Source organism: Klebsiella sp. 2019SCSN059 (genome assembly GCF_021739525.1).
Lineage (GTDB): Bacteria > Pseudomonadota > Gammaproteobacteria > Enterobacterales > Enterobacteriaceae > Klebsiella > Klebsiella quasipneumoniae.
Window position 1 is genome coordinate 18597 of sequence record NZ_JAKKOM010000001.1, and the last position, 15706, is coordinate 34302.

The window sequence follows — 15706 nt, forward strand, 5'->3', positions numbered from 1 at the left end:
TTATATGTATCAGCGTATTAATGGCAGCGACTGGCGTAATATCTGGCTGATGGGCGATCTGCATGGCTGCTTTGCGCTGCTGATGGAGCGCCTGCGCCGGCTGCGCTTTGATCCCTGGGCCGATCTGCTGATCTCGGTTGGGGATCTGATCGATCGCGGGCCGCAAAGCGCTGACTGTCTCGGCCTGTTGCGCAGCCGCTGGTTCAGGGCCGTGCGCGGGAATCATGAGCAGATGGCGCTGGAGGCGCTGGAGAGCGGAGATATGACGCTCTGGCAGATGAACGGAGGCGACTGGTACGCCCGGAGCAACGTGCGGCAGCGGGCTGACGTCGATCGGCTGCTGGCGCGCTGTCAGCGGCTGCCGTTGATTATTGAAGTGGAGTGCGCAAAGGCGCGGCATGTGATCGCCCATGCCGATTACCCGGCGCCGGTCTATCGCTGGCAGCAGCCGGTGGATCCTCAGCGGGTCCTGTGGAGCCGCCATCGTCTGAGTGAACATCTGGCGGGGCGTCATGGCGCTATCGCCGGGGCTGACCATTTCTGGTTTGGCCATACGCCGCTTCGCGCGCGTTGTGACTACGACAATCAACACTATATTGACACCGGCGCCGTGTTCGGCGGCGCGCTGACCCTGGTGGCGCTGCAGTCGGCAGGCTAAAAGTCACTGTATTCGCTGGCGGGTTGCCAGAAGCCGTCAATAAAATCTTCTATCGGGTAGCAGCCGCCGTGGCGGATCCGCTGATCTTCCATCGCCACCAGGCACTGGGTTTCCTCGCGGTAGACGTCAACCACAATGTCCTCGCAGCCGCCATCCAGATAGCAAATAAACAACACTAAGGCAAACATCCTGGCCTCATGTCCGGGGGCACATACTCTTTATTGTAGGGGATGACGGCGGGACGGGGAAATAAATAACCCGTCTCAGGCGACGGGTTCATTGGTGTCAGGCAAGGCGCATGACCCAGGCATCGGACTGGCGGTCGTAATGTTTACGGTAGAGGACGGAATGTTCACCATTGAGAATCGCGGGAACGCTGGTATCGGCATCCCAGGCGTCAAGCTGCATACATAAATCTGGATCGGATTTGCAGGGAATGCTTAACGTTCGCTCACCCTGATGTTCACCATGCAGTTCGGCATCGTCTATCTCAAACGCGCCGATGCGGACATTGGTTTTACTCATCGCTTCACCCCATTTTTCAGCTGAGTTGTGGTACGACCAGTTGCGGCCGTCATTTTTCAGCGTAGTCAATGGGGGGAAAACCGCCAGTCAAAAAGTGCGTATTTTTTGCGCGGTGTCACACCTTGCCGGCAAAAAGTTTCCCATCGCGTACCAGCTCGCGCGGATAACTGTTCTTCAGACGGGAGCCGACGCGCTTGGCCAGGCCCAGCGGCACGCCCTGGAAGGTGACAATGGCTTCGTCCTGCGCTGGCGGGGTTTGCGGATAGACATCGCGTCCGCGATACCACGCTTCCGCCTCCTCCAGCGTCAGCTCGAAGGCGCGCTGTGGCGCGGCAAAGGCAATAACCGCCTCATGCTGCCAGCGATAACCCTTATTGTGCAGCTCCGCCAGGCGCACGCCAATGCGCGAAAACCGCACCCGACCAAACAGAGGCTCCATAGACTGCGGAAACAGCCACAGCTCTTTATCTCGTTGCCACAGCGTGTGGCTCGCGTCCCATTCCAGGCCGACAGCGCGGGCGGCGGCGGTCGCCGCTGCGGCTTCCCGGCCCTTCAGCGGCACAAACGGGAACTTGCCGACCTTATAGCCCGGCGCCGGGAGCGGATCGATCGCCGCAGTCTTGCGCAGGCGAGCGACAAAGAAGCCTTCACAATCGTAGATCTGCGGGAAGACATGCAGAAATCCCTCCGCGGTTAGGGCATCGGCCGCGCCGGGAAACAGCGCTCCCAGCGGCTGGATCTCTACCGCCTGCGGGTAACGGGACAGCAGCCAGTGTATGACTGACTGATTTTCTTCGCGGTTCAGGGTGCAGGTCGAATAGACCAGCGTCCCGCCAGGGCGCAGGGCATGGAAAGCGCTGTCGATAAGTTCGCGCTGGGTGGCGGCGATGTCGAGGTTGCTCTCCGGCGACCAGTTTTTCAGCGCGTCGGCATCTTTGCGTACCACCCCTTCGCCGGAGCAGGGGGCATCAAGCAGAATGGCGTCGAAGGCTTCGGGCAATGCCGCGCCGAACACCCGCCCGTCGAAATGGGTCAGGCCGACGTTGCTGATGCCGCAGCGGCTGATGTTGGCATGCAGCACTTTCACCCGGCTGGCGGAGAACTCATTCGCCAGGATGCCGCCCGCATTGCCCATCCGGGCGGCGATCTGGGTGGTTTTCGACCCCGGGGCGGCGGCAACGTCCATGACCCGTTCAGGCTGCGGGTTGTCGGCGAACAGGGCGGCGACCGGCAGCATTGAGCTTGCTTCCTGAATATAGAACAGCCCGCTGAGGTGTTCGGCGGTGCTGCCCAGCGGCAGCGCATCGTCGTCCCGTTCGATCCAGAATCCCTCCTCACACCAGGGGATCGGCGTCAGCTGCCAGCCATAGGGCGCGACCAGAGAGAGGAAATCATCGACGCTAATTTTCAGCGTATTGACGCGAATACTACGGCGTAGCGGGCGCTGACAGGCGGCGATAAAGTCGTCGAAAGAGAGGTGCGCCGGCATTGCCGCGCGCATTTGAGCGAGAAACGCTTCAGGGAAATAGACAGTATTTTCGGCCACGGGCAGCGCACCACAGAAAAAAAGGGTGCGCAGTTTAGCACAAACGCCCCGGTGCAGGACACCGGGGCGTGCGGTTTGTCGTCTGCCCGCCGCCGGCGTTTGCCGGGGCGGGAGAAGGGGAGGTAAGGATTACTGCGGCAGGGCGGTGCCCCACTCCCGCCACTCTTTCGGCTCGCTCTCCAGCAGCAGGAAGTGCTTGCCGTCCTGGGCCTTCGGCGCCAGCGGCGTACCCGGCGGCGTGGCAAAGGCGATCCCGCCGCGGATAAACTGATTGAAGGTCCCGGTTTTCACCACGCCGCCAACCAGGCCGAAGTCGAGGCTGTAACCTGAGGCCAGCCAGAACACCGAGTTATTGCGCACCAGGTACTGGTAGCGCTTGCTGATGCGCATCTTAACCATGACCCGGTCAGACATCGATCCCAGCGACAGGCCGGTCACCGTCCCGACTTCCAGACCGCGGAACAGCACCGGCGTACCGATGCCAAGCGATCCGGCCTCCGGCGCTTCCACCACGATATTCAGACCGTCGATATAGCGCGAGTCGCTGATCGTCGTATCCTGGATCTCAAAGTCGCGACGCGCCGGGCCGCGTCCGGGCTCAACGTTAATATAGGACTGGAACAGGGTGTCGAGATGCTCCACGCCTGCCGCGGAGATCTGCGGGGTGATCACCGAGAAGCGAGTCCCGGCGCGGGCAAACGTGCCGACGTATTCCGGGTAAAGCACGGCTTTCGCCTGCACCTCGTTTTTGGCGGTGATCAGCTCCAGGGACTGGATCTGACCGATATCAATGCCGAGATAGCGAATCGGCATCCCGGCCGCCATCTTCCCGGCGTCGAACGCGTGCAGGGTGATCTGGCCGCCTACGGCGCGCGCCGCCGTTTCAGAAGCGTAAAGGATGCGTTTATTATTCAGCCGCGCGTTGGCGCTGCTGCCGTTGAGGTTATCGAAACTGATCGCTCCTTTAATGGCGCGGGCCAGCGGCGAGGCCTGAACGGTGAGCCCGTTGCCGTCAAGTTTGACCTTCGCACCCCCTTCCGCCCAGAAGACGCTGTTGTTGGTCAGCAGGTAGCGGTACTCCGGCTTGATATGCAGATCGATATCGAAAGCGTCTTTGCGCGGTTTGACGGCGATGATCTCGCCGACGGCGAATTTACGATACAGCACCACCGAGCCAGCCTGAACGTCAGGCAGCGTCTCAGCGGAGAGGCTCAGGGTGGTGGTCGGCACTTCGCTCAGGCTGTTTTCCTGCGCCTTTTCGAGGTTGGCATACAGCGGATAGCTGCTCTGCATTTCGCCTTTTTCACCCGGGATCACCCGGATCCCGCCGTTCACCCATTCGCTGGCGCTGGCGCCCAGCACCTGCACGCCATCGAGCCCCACTTTGACGTCCAGACGACTGTTCACCACAAACTTGCTGTCGCCGCGAATCAGATCGCGGTATTCCGGGGCAATCGCCACCTGGAAGGTCACCCCTTTGGCCGTCAGCTTGCGCTCCAGCACCTGGCCAACTTTCACCCCGTGCAGCACCAGCGGCTGGCCGCCGTCGATCCCGTAGCTCTCCGGCGCCGAAAGGGTGACGGTGGCGACATTGGGCTCCTCCAGCAGCGCTTTATCCGCTGGCATGACGGAGAAGTGATTACGCGGTTCGCCTTCGCCGGGCACCAGCTCAAAGGTATTGCCGGTGAGCAGGGCGCTGACGCTGGGGTTATCAAGGGAGATCTTCGGCTTCTTCATCTGAATCAGCGTTTTCTCCCGCAGCAGGGTCACCACGCTCGGGTCGACGGTCATCTCGCCCGTGACTTTGCCGCCAGGGTTAAGATTCAGTTTGCTTAACTGGCCCACTTCCAGCCCCTGATACATCAGCGGCGTCGAGCCCGCTTTCAGGCCGTCGCCGTCCGGCAGGTCGAGGGTCACCACCACCCCGCGCTGACTGTGCGCCAGGTCTTCGTACAGATGATAGTCATCGTTTTGCGACGCGACCTGCGAATCGGCAGGGGAGTCAAAGGCGATGGCGCCGTTCACCAGCGCGGAAAGGTTCTCCAGCTGCACTTTGGCCCCGCTCAGGCCGACGTCGGCTTTGATCCCGGAGACGTTCCAGAAACGGCTGCCTTTTTTCACCAGGTTGGTAAACCGGCGCTCGATCAGCACATCAATGGTGACCCCCTGGTTATTGTCATTCAGCGTGAAGTCATACACCCGCCCGACCGGGATCTTACGGAAGTAGACCAGCGAGCCGCTGCTCAGAGAGCCAAGGTCGGGCGCCTGCAGGTGGATCATCAGCTCGCCGTTGTTGATGCGGTATTTGGGCTGGGTGTCGAGGGCGACGAAGTGATCTTCGGGTTCGCCCTTGCCCGGCATCATGCCGATATAGTTCCCGCCCACCAGGGCATCCAGTCCTGACACGCCGGCCAGAGAGGCTTTCGGCGTCACCAGCCAGAACTGCGTATCTTTGCGCAGCGCCTCTTTCATATCGCGTTTGATGCTGGCGGAAACTTCAATTTTACTCAGGTCTTTACTGAGACTAATGTCCTGGACGGTACCGACTTCCACCCCCTGATAGCGGATAGGCGTCCGCCCCGGCACGATGCCGTTAGCAGACTGGAAATCGATAGTAATCGTCGATCCACGGTCGTCAAAACTGGTCCAGATGAGCCAGGCGGCAATCAGCAGCGCGATGACCGGCAGCAGCCAGAATGGCGAGATACGACGTTTGGTTTTTATTCTGGCTTCAGTCTGCGAAGCGGGCGTTTCCTGACTCATGTGCGTCCCAAAGTAAGCGGCTGTCCAGCCATTCAACTGCAAGAATAGTTAAAATTACCGCGCCACCGAAGTAAACCGCGGCCGGCCCCATCGTAAAGGCGAGGAGCTGATCGCGATTGATTAGCGACATGGTGAGTGAGATAACAAACAGATCCAGCATCGACCAGCGGCCAATCCAGGTTATCAGCCGCAGCAGCAGGATGCGGGTGCGCAGCCCCTGCTCGCATTTGAATTGTATGCTGAGCAGCAGGGTAAATAACACTATAACTTTGGTGAATGGCACCAAAATACTGGCGATAAACACCACGCCGGCGATGGCGATATTGCTGCTGGCGAGGGAGATGATCCCGGAGAGGATGGTGTCTTCCTGGCGCGCGCCGTTAACGTAAATGATGGAGATCGGCAGCAGGTTGGCCGGTAAGAGCAAAATCAGCGAGGCAATCAGCGCCGCCCAGCTGCGCTGCAGGCTCTGCGGTCGGCGATGGTGCAGCGGCGTGTGGCAGCGCCGGCAGCGGCCGCGGGCGTCGCGGTAGCCGGTGTAGTGGCAGCCGGTGCACACCTGCAGATTGTTATCGGCGCGGGTCGCCGGCCGTTCGGGATAGAATCGCTCCCACAGCTCTTCGACGTTCATATGGATAAGCGTCAGGATGCTCAGCAGCGTCAGGGAGATAAATGCCACGAGGCCGATGCCGGGCTGCAGAAAGGCGTAATCCTGCACCTTGATGGAGGCGACGCCGATGCCCACCAGATAGATATCCAGCATGACCCACTCCTTGAGCTTACCGAGCATTAGCAGCACCGGACGCAGGTTCATCCCCAGCACGTTGCCCAGCCACAGATAGCTAATCGAAACCACCAGCAGCACCGGGGCGACCACCGCGCAAAACAGCACCATCGCGGCGGTAAGCGGATCGCCCTGCGCAGTCATCTGCCAAATTCCATGCAGGACGTTGGCGTCAATGCGAACCCCCAGCAGGTGAAGGCGCAGCAGGGGTTCGGACCAGGCAAAGGGCATTAACAGCAGCATCGCCAGGGCCATGCTGCCCAGACGGGTCAACGACCAGTCGCGGCCATCGCGCACCTTCGCGTTACAGCGCGGACACCAGGCGCTTTGGTTGCGTTTAAGCACTGGTAAGCGAAAGAGCATGTCACACTGCGTACAGCGCTGATAATGCGCATAGGGAAGCGGTGTGCTCACGGCATGCACGACCATCTTATTCGCAGGCTTAAGGGTGGATGTTTTTATCGGCATTTAATACGTACAGGAATGAATGTATCCCACTATCTTAACCTATGAATGAATTCATCTTGAGCCCAAGCGCATTTAATGCTTATTTTAGTAGGCTGTACGTATCAGGCAGTAAGACAACCAAGTGAAGATATAATGAGCAAAACAGAATTTTACGCGGATTTGAACCGCGATTTCCAGGCATTAATGGCAGGTGAAACCAGTTTCCTGGCGATGATCGCCAATACCAGCGCGCTGCTGTTTGAACGACTGGGCGAGGTCAACTGGGCCGGTTTCTATCTTCTGGAAGGCGATACCCTGGTGCTGGGGCCGTTCCAGGGCAAACTGGCCTGCGTGCGGATCCCGGTCGGGCGCGGCGTATGCGGCGCGGCGGTGGCGCAAGCCCAGGTGCAGCGCGTCGAGGACGTCCACGCGTTTGACGGCCACATCGCCTGCGATGCCGCCAGTAATTCGGAAATTGTCTTCCCCCTGCGCGTGAACGACCAGATTATCGGCGTGCTGGATATCGACAGTCCGGCTTACGGCCGCTTCACTGCTGAAGATGAGCAGGGGTTGCGCACGCTGGTCGAGCATCTGGAAAAACTCATCGCGGCCACTGATTATCAAAAAATCTTTACCCGTGTCGTGGGATAATCAACGGATAACGTAGCATTTAGCGAGGACGTCATTATAATGTCGCCTGTTCATGCCTGCGGCTTGTTGGCTACGTCCGTTGTAATCAGGAAATTTCATGGAAAATCAACCTAAGTTGAATAGCAGTAAAGAAGTTATCGCCTTTCTGGCCGAACGTTTCCCTCAGTGCTTCAGCGCTGAAGGCGAAGCGCGCCCCCTGAAAATCGGAATTTTTCAGGATCTCGTTGAGCGAGTGGGTGGTGAGATGAATCTCAGCAAAACCCAGCTTCGCGCTGCATTACGTCTCTATACCTCGAGCTGGCGCTATCTCTACGGCGTAAAAGCCGGCGCTATCCGCGTTGACCTGGACGGCAACCCGTGCGGCGAACTGGAAGAGCAGCACATTGCCCATGCGCGTCAGCAGCTGGAAGAAGCGAAAGCTCGCGTTCAGGCGCAGCGCGCTGCCCAGCAGGCGAAAAAACGCGAAGCCGCTGCCGCTGCAGGCCAGCCGGATGAAGGCGTTCGCCGCGAGCGTAAACCGCGTCCTCAGCAGCCGCGTCGTAAAGAGGGTGCTGAACAGCGTAAACCGCGTCCTGTTGCAGCCAAAGCTCCGCGTGAAGAGCGTCTTACTCCGGTATCGGATGTTTCCGTTCTGACCGTCGGCCAGGCGCTGAAGGTAAAAGCAGGCAATAACGCAATGGACGCCACCGTTGTGGAAATCACCAAAGATGGCGTTCGTGTACAGCTGACTTCTGGTATGTCAATGATTGTACGCGCAGAACACCTGGTGTTCTGAAACGGAGGCCGGGCCAGGCATGAACACATTTTTTAAAATCACCGCGCTTGCGGGCCTGCTGGCAATAGCAGGCCATGCGTTCGCTGTTGATGAAATAACCCGTGCAGATCAAATCCCCGTGCTGAAAGAAGAGCCGCAGCACGCGACGGTGAGCGAGCGCGTGACATCGCGCTTTACCCGCTCTCACTACCGTCAGTTCGATCTCGACAACGCCTTCTCGGCAAAGATTTTTGACCGTTATCTGAACCTGCTGGATTACAGCCATAATGTGCTGCTGGCCAGCGATGTGGCGAAGTTCGCGGCGAAAAAAGACCAAATCGGCGACGAACTGCGCACCGGGAAACTGGACGTCTTCTATGACCTCTACAACCTGGCGCAGCAGCGCCGCTTCGAGCGCTATCAGTATGCGCTGAAGGTGCTGGAACGTCCGATGGACTTTACCGGCAACGATAATTTCAACCTTGACCGCTCCAAAGCGCCGTGGCCGAAAGACGAGGCCGAGCTGAACAAACTGTGGGACGCCAAGGTGAAATTTGACCAGTTAAGCCTGAAGCTGGCGGGGAAAGACGATAAAGAGATCCGCGACACCTTAACCCGTCGCTATAAGTTCGCTATCCGTCGTCTGGCGCAAACCAACAGTGAAGATGTCTTCTCGCTGGCGATGACCGCCTTCGCCCGCGAAATCGACCCGCACACCAACTATCTGTCGCCGCGCAATACCGAGCAGTTCAACACCGAGATGAGTCTCTCACTCGAAGGGATCGGCGCTGTGCTGCAGATGGATGATGACTACACGGTCATTAATTCGCTGGTGGCGGGTGGTCCGGCTGCGAAGAGCAAAGCGATCAGCGTCGGCGACCGCATTGTCGGCGTCGGCCAGACCGGGAAGTCGATGGTCGATGTCATTGGCTGGCGTCTGGATGACGTCGTGGCGCTGATTAAAGGGCCGAAGGGCAGCAAGGTTCGCCTTGAGATCCTGCCGGCCGGCAAAGGGGCCAAGACGCGTATCGTCACCCTGACCCGCGAACGCATCCGTCTGGAAGACCGCGCGGTGAAGATGTCGGTGAAAACCGTCGGTAAAGAAAAAGTCGGCGTGCTGGATATCCCGGGCTTTTACGTCGGCCTGACCGATGACGTGAAAGTGCAGCTGCAGAAGCTGGAAAAACAGAACGTCAGCAGCGTGGTTATCGATCTGCGCAGCAACGGCGGCGGGGCGCTGACCGAAGCGGTATCGCTCTCGGGGCTGTTTATTCCGTCCGGCCCGGTGGTGCAGGTGCGGGATAACAATGGCAAGGTGCGCGAAGACAGCGATAACGATGGCGTAGTCTATTACAAAGGGCCGCTGGTGGTGCTGGTTGACCGCTTTAGCGCCTCAGCGTCTGAGATCTTTGCCGCCGCAATGCAGGATTATGGCCGCGCGCTGATCGTTGGCGAGCCGACCTTCGGTAAAGGTACCGTACAGCAGTATCGCTCGTTGAATCGTATCTACGATCAGATGCTGCGTCCGGACTGGCCGGCGTTAGGTTCCGTTCAGTACACCATCCAGAAGTTCTACCGCATTAACGGCGGCAGTACTCAGCGCAAAGGCGTAACGCCGGATATCATGATGCCAACCGGAAATGAAGATCGCGAAACCGGCGAGCAGTATGAAGACAACGCCCTGCCGTGGGATAGCATCAACGCGGCCACCTACGTGAAGTCCGGGGACCTCGCCCCGTTTGGACCGGAACTGCTCAAGCGCCACGACGAGCGTATTGCCCAGGATCCTGAGTTCCAGTACATCATGAAGGATATTGCCCGTTATAACGCGATGAAGGACAAACGTAACATCGTCTCTCTGAACTACGCGCAGCGTGAAAAAGAGAACGAAGAGGATGATGCGATTCGTCTGGCGCGGATTAACGATCGCCTGAAACGCGAAGGCAAACCGCCGCTGAAAAAACTGGACGATCTGCCGAAGGATTACCAGGAGCCGGATCCGTATCTTGATGAAACGGTCCATATCGCGGTAGACCTGGCGCATCTCGAAAAAGCGCGCCCAGCGGTAGAACCGCCGGCCAGCCAATAAGTCGCCAACGGGCACCCTGAGAGGTGCCCGTTTTTTTTTTGCGCCTGGTCATCGCCATTCAGCTCATCTAACAAAATGTCAACCTGTTCTCCCGCTGTCAGCAAGATGCTACAAAATGTAAAGTTGTGTTTTTATCGTGACTTAGCGGGGGCTGATGGTTGAAAATTGCAGCCTGACCCATACGATGTGGGTAATCGCATAGTGCGTTTTGTTAAATTGAGGTAAAAAGAAAATTATGATGCGAATCGCGCTTTTCCTGCTGACGAACCTGGCAGTGATGGTCGTGTTCGGGCTGGTGTTAAGCCTCACGGGGATCCAATCCAGCAGCATGACCGGTCTGTTGATTATGGCCCTGCTGTTCGGCTTCGGTGGTTCTATCGTTTCGCTGATGATGTCGAAATGGATGGCGCTGAAGTCTGTGGGTGGGGAAGTGATCGAGCAGCCGCGCAACGAAACGGAACGCTGGCTGATGAACACCGTTGCACAGCAGGCGCAGCAGGCGGGCATTGCCATGCCGCAGGTGGCTATCTATCACGCCCCTGACATCAACGCCTTCGCTACCGGCGCGCGTCGCGACGCCTCGCTGGTCGCCGTCAGTACCGGGCTGTTGCAAAACATGAGCCGTGATGAAGCGGAAGCGGTCATCGCCCATGAAATCAGCCACATCGCCAATGGCGATATGGTCACCATGACGCTGATCCAGGGGGTGGTAAACACCTTCGTTATCTTTATCTCCCGCGTTATCGCGCAGATTGCGGCCGGCTTCCTCGGCGGCAACCGGGAAGATGAAGGCGAGAGCAGCAATGGCAACCCGCTGATCTACTTCGCCGTCGCCACGGTACTGGAGCTGGTGTTCGGTATTCTGGCCAGCATTATCACCATGTGGTTCTCTCGTCATCGCGAGTTCCATGCTGATGCCGGCTCGGCGCGCCTGGTGGGCCGCGAGAAGATGATTGCCGCCCTGCAGCGTCTGAAAACCAGCTATGAGCCGCAGGAAGCCAGCAGCATGATGGCGTTCTGCATTAATGGTAAAGCGAAATCCATGAGCGAGCTGTTTATGACCCACCCGCCGCTGGACAAGCGTATTGAAGCCCTGCGTAGCGGTGAATATCTGAAATAGTCCGTCATCTGACGCTGAAAATAAAAATCCGCAGCCCGAGGGCTGCGGATTTTTTTTTGTCCTTCATCGTCAGGCTGCGCGCGGCTGGGTGACGCGCAGACCGCTAATCAGCGCAGCGAGGGTCGCCAGGATGCCGGCCAGCAGCAGGGCGGTGTGGGTGCCGCTGTTGCCGAGCAGGTTGAACAGCAGGGCCACCAGCGCGGCGCCGGTGCTCTGGCCGAGCAGGCGAGCGGTGCCCAGCATGCCGCTGGCGCCGCCGCTGCGATGGCTCGGCGCCGAGGCGACAATGGTGTGGTTGTTGGGCGACTGGAACAGCCCGAAGCCGGCACCGCACAGCGCCATACGCCAGATAATATCCAGATCGGTGGGCGACGCCGGAAGCAGCGCCAGACCGAACAGGCCGCAGGCCATAACCAGCAGCCCAATGGCCCCCAGCAGCCCCGCATGGCATTTCTCGATTAAATAGCCGGCCAGCGGCGCCATCACCATCGTCGCCAGCGGCCACGGCGTCAGCAGCAGGCCGGTTTCCACTTCGCTGCGCCCCATCATCGTCTGCAGGAAGAAAGGCAGAGAGACCATCGCCAGCATCTGTGCGCAGAAGGAGCAGATGGAGGTGCAGATTGAGAGGGAGAAGAGCGGGATGCGCAGCAGATCGACCGGCAGCAGCGGGACGGGCATCGTGAGCTGACGGCGAACGAAGAAAAAGCCTACCACCAGCATAGCGGCGACCTCCGCCAGCACCAGCTGCGTGGACTGGCCCTGGGCGAAACCGCTCAGGGCGGTGATCAACAGCCCGAAGGTCAGCGCGTTCATGATGGCGCTCGGCAAATCGAAGCGGACGATTTTGCTGCGCGCGCTGTTGGGCGGCAGAAAGCGCATGGCCAGGACAAAGGCGACGATGCCGAGAGGCACGTTAATTAAAAACAGCCATTGCCATGAGGCGAGGGAGAGGATTGCGGCGGCGATCGTCGGGCCTGCCGCCGAAGAGACGGCGACGACAAAGGAGTTGATACCCATGCCGCGACCGAGAAAGCGCTGCGGATAAATCAGGCGGATCAACGCCGTGTTTACGCTCATCAGCGCGGCGCCGCCCAGTCCCTGGGCGACGCGGGCGAAGGTCAGCATTTCGAGGCTGCGCGACAGGGCGCAGGCCAGCGAGGTAAAGATAAACACCACCAGCCCTATCTTATAGATACGGCGATAGCCGACCATGTCGCCGAGGAAAGAGAGCGGCAGCAGGGCGATAACAATGGCGATTTGGTAGGCGTTAACGATCCAGATTGAAGCCGCCGGCGAGGCGTTAAGATCGCTGGCGATGGTTGGCAGCGCGACGTTGGCGATAGCCCCGTCGAGCACGGCCATGGTCAGCCCAAGCACAATGGTCAGAATGGCGCCATAGCGTTGCGGCAGCGGCACGCCATCGGATGAATTTTTATCCATGGTGAATATAAGTCTTGAATGAAACGGTTTTTTGAATGATGAGTTTAGCATTGATTATTCCGCAGTATGTCGCAGATTTGTAACGAAGTGGCAGAAGAATGATTGCGGCGCAGAGGCGGCGAATTTATAATAAAAACCGGTTCTAAATTTTATAAAACAGTTACGACGAGGTGATAAATGGCAGGTGCAGATTTGGATAAACAGCCAGATTCTGTCTCTTCGGTATTGAAGGTTTTCGGCATCCTGCAGGCGCTGGGTGAAGAGCGTGAAATTGGCATTACCGAACTGTCCCAGCGCGTCATGATGTCGAAAAGCACCGTTTATCGCTTTTTACAGACCATGAAATCACTGGGCTATGTGGCGCAGGAGGGAGAGTCTGAGAAATACTCCCTCACGCTCAAACTGTTCGAGCTGGGCGCGCGTGCGCTGCAGAACGTCGATCTGGTGCGCAGCGCCGATATTCAGATGCGGGAACTCTCCCGCCTGACGAAAGAGACTATCCATCTTGGCGCGCTGGATGAAGACAGTATTGTTTACATTCACAAGATTGATTCAATGTATAACCTGCGGATGTACTCGCGTATCGGCCGTCGCAACCCGCTGTACAGCACCGCGATTGGCAAGGTTCTGCTGGCGTGGCGCGATCGCAGCGAAGTGGAGCAGATCCTTGACGGCGTGGAGTATAAACGCAGCACCGAGCGGACCATCACCAGTACCGCTGAGTTGCTGAAGGTGCTGGATGGCGTTCGCGAGCAGGGGTATGGCGAAGATAACGAAGAGCAGGAAGAGGGGCTACGCTGCATCGGGGTACCGGTATTCGACCGTTTCGGCGTGGTCATCGCCGGGCTGAGTATCTCTTTCCCGACCTTACGTTTCTCTGAAGAACGTTTGCATGAATATGTGGCGATGCTGCACCAGGCGGCGCGCAAGATTTCTGAGCAGATGGGATATAACGACTACCCCTTCTGACACGGCGCTGAAGCATTGGGCGACCGCGGCGCTATCGTCGCGGTCGCCGGTTCGATCTTAGCCGTTATCGACGACGGTTGCGCTTTTACGCAGCAGCGGGCAGCTGCTGACGCCGATCACGCCGCTATTGGAATGCACATAAAGTGCGGTACTGACCCCACGGGCGGTGAGGTATTGACACTTCAGGCCGAGACCGCCGACGTTTTCTTCACTGTGGAATAATACCCCGTAGCCGCTTAATAATACGCCAATCCATAAGATAGCCACTACGACAATAGTACGAATGATTAATCGCATTGATGCCTCATTATTTGTAAGATCCTTGCCGTGATTTTGACACGAACACGTTTTGAAACAAGTCGATGATTCCTAAACTTGCCTTTCGTATTACAGTTAGCCGCGGTTTAAGAAGGCCGTGTTATCCTGGCGACATAAAGTACTGATGCGGAGAGTGGAGTGAAAAAATTACGGTGGGTTTTACTGATAGTCATCATAGCAGGCTGCCTGTTGCTGTGGACTCAGATGCTTAACGTAATGTGCGACCAGGATGTTCAGTTTTTCAGCGGCATTTGCACTATCAACAAATTTATCCCGTGGTAAGACATTTTTCTGACGACCGATTTCCTTCTGCGCCGCGGGTGGTAGAATGAACGCCTTCTCTTTGAGGTGGTGAAATGAGTGAGTTACTAAATCCTGGGATCTTAAATCTGGCATCGCTGGCCGTGTCTGTGGCGCTGCTGCTTGTCGGTCTGTTGTTATGGTTCTTCGTCAACCGCGCCAGCTCGCGGGCGAATGAGCAGATAGAACTGCTGCAGGCGCTGTTGGATCAGCAAAAGCGGCAGAATGCGCTGCTACGTCGCCTGTGCGAAGCCAGTGCGCCGGAAAAAGAGGACGTGGCTGAGCCGACCGTCGCCGGTAAGGCGAAAGGGGAGGACGAGTTTATCCGCCTGGTGGCAGAGCGCTAAGTACCTCGACAGGTGTGCATCATAAGATGCGCACCTGCATGATAGCGGGCGGTAATATCTTATTCTTATTCCATTATTCCTTTCTCAATGTACTATCCCCTTTTTTACACGCTGTAAATAAAGTGATCCCCGCCGCGTTTATTGTTGGATAACGTGACGCTGTCATCTTTTTTTCATTATTAAGGTGCAGAATTAGCACTATTTTTAGCGTGACGACTAACAGGTTTTATTATCACTACACTGGCGTGGCTTTAGCGATTTTTCGTCTGGGGTTATAACGAATTTTGCGCATCAATATTCATCACGGCCCGCCAGTCGCCCGTATACTGGCAGTTCGTATACGGACATACCTGGACGAAGCGAAGTTGTTGAGCTATGGTAAAAAAGTTGCCGTTACCGGGCTGCGCTCTTGCGTTATTGATAAACGCCATAGCGCCTTGCCAGGGGCGACAAACACGCATAAATGTGCAGGCGATCAAAGGATTACCTTATAATTTGTGCGAACGATCGAGACACGTTTAAAAATGGCTTGCCATTATTTACGTAGTGTGTGATAACACCTTTCGGGTTAAACGAGGTACAGTTCTGTTTATGTGTGGCATTTTCAGTAAAGAAGTCCTGAGTAAACACGTTGTCGTTGAATACCGCTTCTCTGCCGAACCTTAAATTAGTGCCTCATGCAGTTATGTGTCAGTTTTATCTATGTAAACGCCAGCAGGCGAAGAAAACAGTCTAAGGAATTTTGCAAATGGCAAAGATTAAAGGTCAAGTTAAGTGGTTCAACGAGTCTAAAGGTTTTGGTTTCATTACTCCGGCTGATGGCAGCAAAGACGTGTTCGTACACTTCTCCGCTATCCAGGGTAACGGCTTCAAAACTCTGGCTGAAGGCCAGAACGTTGAGTTCGAAATTCAGGACGGCCAGAAAGGTCCGGCTGCAGTTAACGTAACTGCTATCTGATACAAGACCACTCTTCTTGTATAAAAGCCTCGCCTGC

At 57.2% G+C, this 15706-nt stretch carries 15 protein-coding genes and 2 pseudogenes; 10 read left to right on the top strand and 7 right to left on the bottom strand.

The genetic code is table 11. The annotated features are described in order from the left end of the window. The first annotated feature begins 4 nt into the window (after positions 1–4). A complete protein-coding gene (gene pphA / locus L2I46_RS00100; RefSeq protein WP_032453370.1) occupies positions 5–658 on the top strand; it encodes a protein-serine/threonine phosphatase in 654 nt (217 codons plus the stop codon). Here the strand turns inward: pphA and L2I46_RS00105 are convergent. The 5 genes from L2I46_RS00105 to yebS form a co-directional block, all read right to left on the bottom strand. Continuing rightward, positions 655–846 carry a YebW family protein gene (locus L2I46_RS00105; RefSeq protein ID WP_002911395.1) on the bottom strand — a complete coding sequence of 64 codons (192 nt, stop codon included), beginning with the start codon at positions 844–846 and terminating at the stop codon, positions 655–657. The genes pphA and L2I46_RS00105 overlap by 4 nt on opposite strands. A gap of 97 nt (positions 847–943) precedes the next feature. After that, positions 944–1183, bottom strand: coding sequence for a YebV family protein (locus tag L2I46_RS00110; RefSeq protein WP_002911393.1), 240 nt, complete (start codon positions 1181–1183; stop codon positions 944–946). Positions 1184–1298: 115 nt separating this feature from the next. Then, the gene (gene rsmF, locus L2I46_RS00115; RefSeq protein ID WP_236947449.1) at positions 1299–2729 is read right to left on the bottom strand and encodes a 16S rRNA (cytosine(1407)-C(5))-methyltransferase RsmF; all 1431 of its coding nucleotides are present in this window, start codon (positions 2727–2729) and stop codon (positions 1299–1301) included. A gap of 129 nt (positions 2730–2858) precedes the next feature. Further along, a complete protein-coding gene (locus L2I46_RS00120; protein WP_017900210.1) occupies positions 2859–5492 on the bottom strand; it encodes a PqiB family protein in 2634 nt (877 codons plus the stop codon). Further along, complete coding sequence (gene yebS / locus L2I46_RS00125) at positions 5461–6744, bottom strand: membrane integrity lipid transport subunit YebS (protein WP_032428915.1); 1284 nt, start codon at positions 6742–6744, stop codon at positions 5461–5463. Before yebS ends, L2I46_RS00120 begins: the two co-directional genes overlap by 32 nt. Positions 6745–6876: 132 nt before the next feature. On the opposite strand from yebS, the pseudogene L2I46_RS00130 reads away from it, so the two are divergent. The 4 genes and pseudogenes from L2I46_RS00130 (at position 6877) to htpX (ending at position 11337) form a co-directional block, all read left to right on the top strand. Beyond that, positions 6877–7390: pseudogene (locus tag L2I46_RS00130) on the top strand (GAF domain-containing protein). 81 nt (positions 7391–7471) lie between these two features. Continuing rightward, positions 7472–8149 carry an RNA chaperone ProQ gene (gene proQ / locus L2I46_RS00135; RefSeq protein WP_023290227.1) on the top strand — a complete coding sequence of 226 codons (678 nt, stop codon included), beginning with the start codon at positions 7472–7474 and terminating at the stop codon, positions 8147–8149. Between the two features lie 19 nt (positions 8150–8168). After that, the gene (gene prc / locus L2I46_RS00140; protein WP_032453364.1) at positions 8169–10217 is read left to right on the top strand and encodes a carboxy terminal-processing peptidase; all 2049 of its coding nucleotides are present in this window, start codon (positions 8169–8171) and stop codon (positions 10215–10217) included. A 235-nt stretch (positions 10218–10452) separates the two neighbouring features. Continuing rightward, entirely contained in the window at positions 10453–11337 is an 885-nt protein-coding gene (gene htpX, locus L2I46_RS00145) for a protease HtpX (RefSeq protein ID WP_023290225.1), read from the top strand. A 69-nt stretch (positions 11338–11406) separates the two neighbouring features. Here the strand turns inward: htpX and L2I46_RS00150 are convergent, their stop codons facing one another. Next, a complete protein-coding gene (locus L2I46_RS00150; RefSeq protein ID WP_102003792.1) occupies positions 11407–12777 on the bottom strand; it encodes an MFS transporter in 1371 nt (456 codons plus the stop codon). Between the two features lie 177 nt (positions 12778–12954). On the opposite strand from L2I46_RS00150, the gene kdgR reads away from it, so the two are divergent. Then, the gene (kdgR, locus tag L2I46_RS00155) at positions 12955–13746 is read left to right on the top strand and encodes a DNA-binding transcriptional regulator KdgR (RefSeq protein WP_004203369.1); all 792 of its coding nucleotides are present in this window, start codon (positions 12955–12957) and stop codon (positions 13744–13746) included. A 57-nt stretch (positions 13747–13803) separates the two neighbouring features. Here the strand turns inward: kdgR and L2I46_RS00160 are convergent, their stop codons facing one another. Next, the gene (locus L2I46_RS00160) at positions 13804–14043 is read right to left on the bottom strand and encodes a YobH family protein (protein WP_023290223.1); all 240 of its coding nucleotides are present in this window, start codon (positions 14041–14043) and stop codon (positions 13804–13806) included. A 159-nt stretch (positions 14044–14202) separates the two neighbouring features. On the opposite strand from L2I46_RS00160, the gene mgrB reads away from it, so the two are divergent. The 4 genes and pseudogenes from mgrB to cspE all read left to right on the top strand — a co-directional run bounded on the left by mgrB (position 14203) and on the right by cspE (position 15669). After that, on the top strand, positions 14203–14346 hold the full coding sequence (gene mgrB / locus L2I46_RS00165; protein ID WP_002911375.1) for a PhoP/PhoQ regulator MgrB: 144 nt from the start codon (positions 14203–14205) through the stop codon (positions 14344–14346). A gap of 74 nt (positions 14347–14420) precedes the next feature. Then, entirely contained in the window at positions 14421–14711 is a 291-nt protein-coding gene (locus tag L2I46_RS00170) for a YebO family protein (RefSeq protein ID WP_023290222.1), read from the top strand. A 591-nt stretch (positions 14712–15302) separates the two neighbouring features. After that, positions 15303–15374: pseudogene (locus tag L2I46_RS00175) on the top strand (DUF2627 domain-containing protein); the annotation flags it as partial. Positions 15375–15459: 85 nt separating this feature from the next. Then, positions 15460–15669 carry a transcription antiterminator/RNA stability regulator CspE gene (cspE, locus tag L2I46_RS00180; RefSeq protein WP_001062678.1) on the top strand — a complete coding sequence of 70 codons (210 nt, stop codon included), beginning with the start codon at positions 15460–15462 and terminating at the stop codon, positions 15667–15669. Positions 15670–15706: the final 37 nt, after the last annotated feature.

What these genes read in the sequence shown, in the direction of transcription:
- L2I46_RS00105 (WP_002911395.1), bottom strand. Translation starts at nt 846, where the DNA reads ATGTTTGCCTTAGTGTTGTTTATTTGCTATCTGGATGGCGGCTGCGAG.
- kdgR (WP_004203369.1), top strand. Translation starts at nt 12,955, where the DNA reads ATGGCAGGTGCAGATTTGGATAAACAGCCAGATTCTGTCTCTTCGGTA.
- L2I46_RS00120 (WP_017900210.1), bottom strand. Translation starts at nt 5,492, where the DNA reads ATGAGTCAGGAAACGCCCGCTTCGCAGACTGAAGCCAGAATAAAAACC.
- prc (WP_032453364.1), top strand. Translation starts at nt 8,169, where the DNA reads ATGAACACATTTTTTAAAATCACCGCGCTTGCGGGCCTGCTGGCAATA.
- pphA (WP_032453370.1), top strand. Translation starts at nt 5, where the DNA reads ATGTATCAGCGTATTAATGGCAGCGACTGGCGTAATATCTGGCTGATG.
- L2I46_RS00150 (WP_102003792.1), bottom strand. Translation starts at nt 12,777, where the DNA reads ATGGATAAAAATTCATCCGATGGCGTGCCGCTGCCGCAACGCTATGGC.
- yebS (WP_032428915.1), bottom strand. Translation starts at nt 6,744, where the DNA reads ATGCCGATAAAAACATCCACCCTTAAGCCTGCGAATAAGATGGTCGTG.
- htpX (WP_023290225.1), top strand. Translation starts at nt 10,453, where the DNA reads ATGATGCGAATCGCGCTTTTCCTGCTGACGAACCTGGCAGTGATGGTC.
- proQ (WP_023290227.1), top strand. Translation starts at nt 7,472, where the DNA reads ATGGAAAATCAACCTAAGTTGAATAGCAGTAAAGAAGTTATCGCCTTT.
- L2I46_RS00160 (WP_023290223.1), bottom strand. Translation starts at nt 14,043, where the DNA reads ATGCGATTAATCATTCGTACTATTGTCGTAGTGGCTATCTTATGGATT.
- L2I46_RS00170 (WP_023290222.1), top strand. Translation starts at nt 14,421, where the DNA reads ATGAGTGAGTTACTAAATCCTGGGATCTTAAATCTGGCATCGCTGGCC.
- L2I46_RS00110 (WP_002911393.1), bottom strand. Translation starts at nt 1,183, where the DNA reads ATGAGTAAAACCAATGTCCGCATCGGCGCGTTTGAGATAGACGATGCC.
- cspE (WP_001062678.1), top strand. Translation starts at nt 15,460, where the DNA reads ATGGCAAAGATTAAAGGTCAAGTTAAGTGGTTCAACGAGTCTAAAGGT.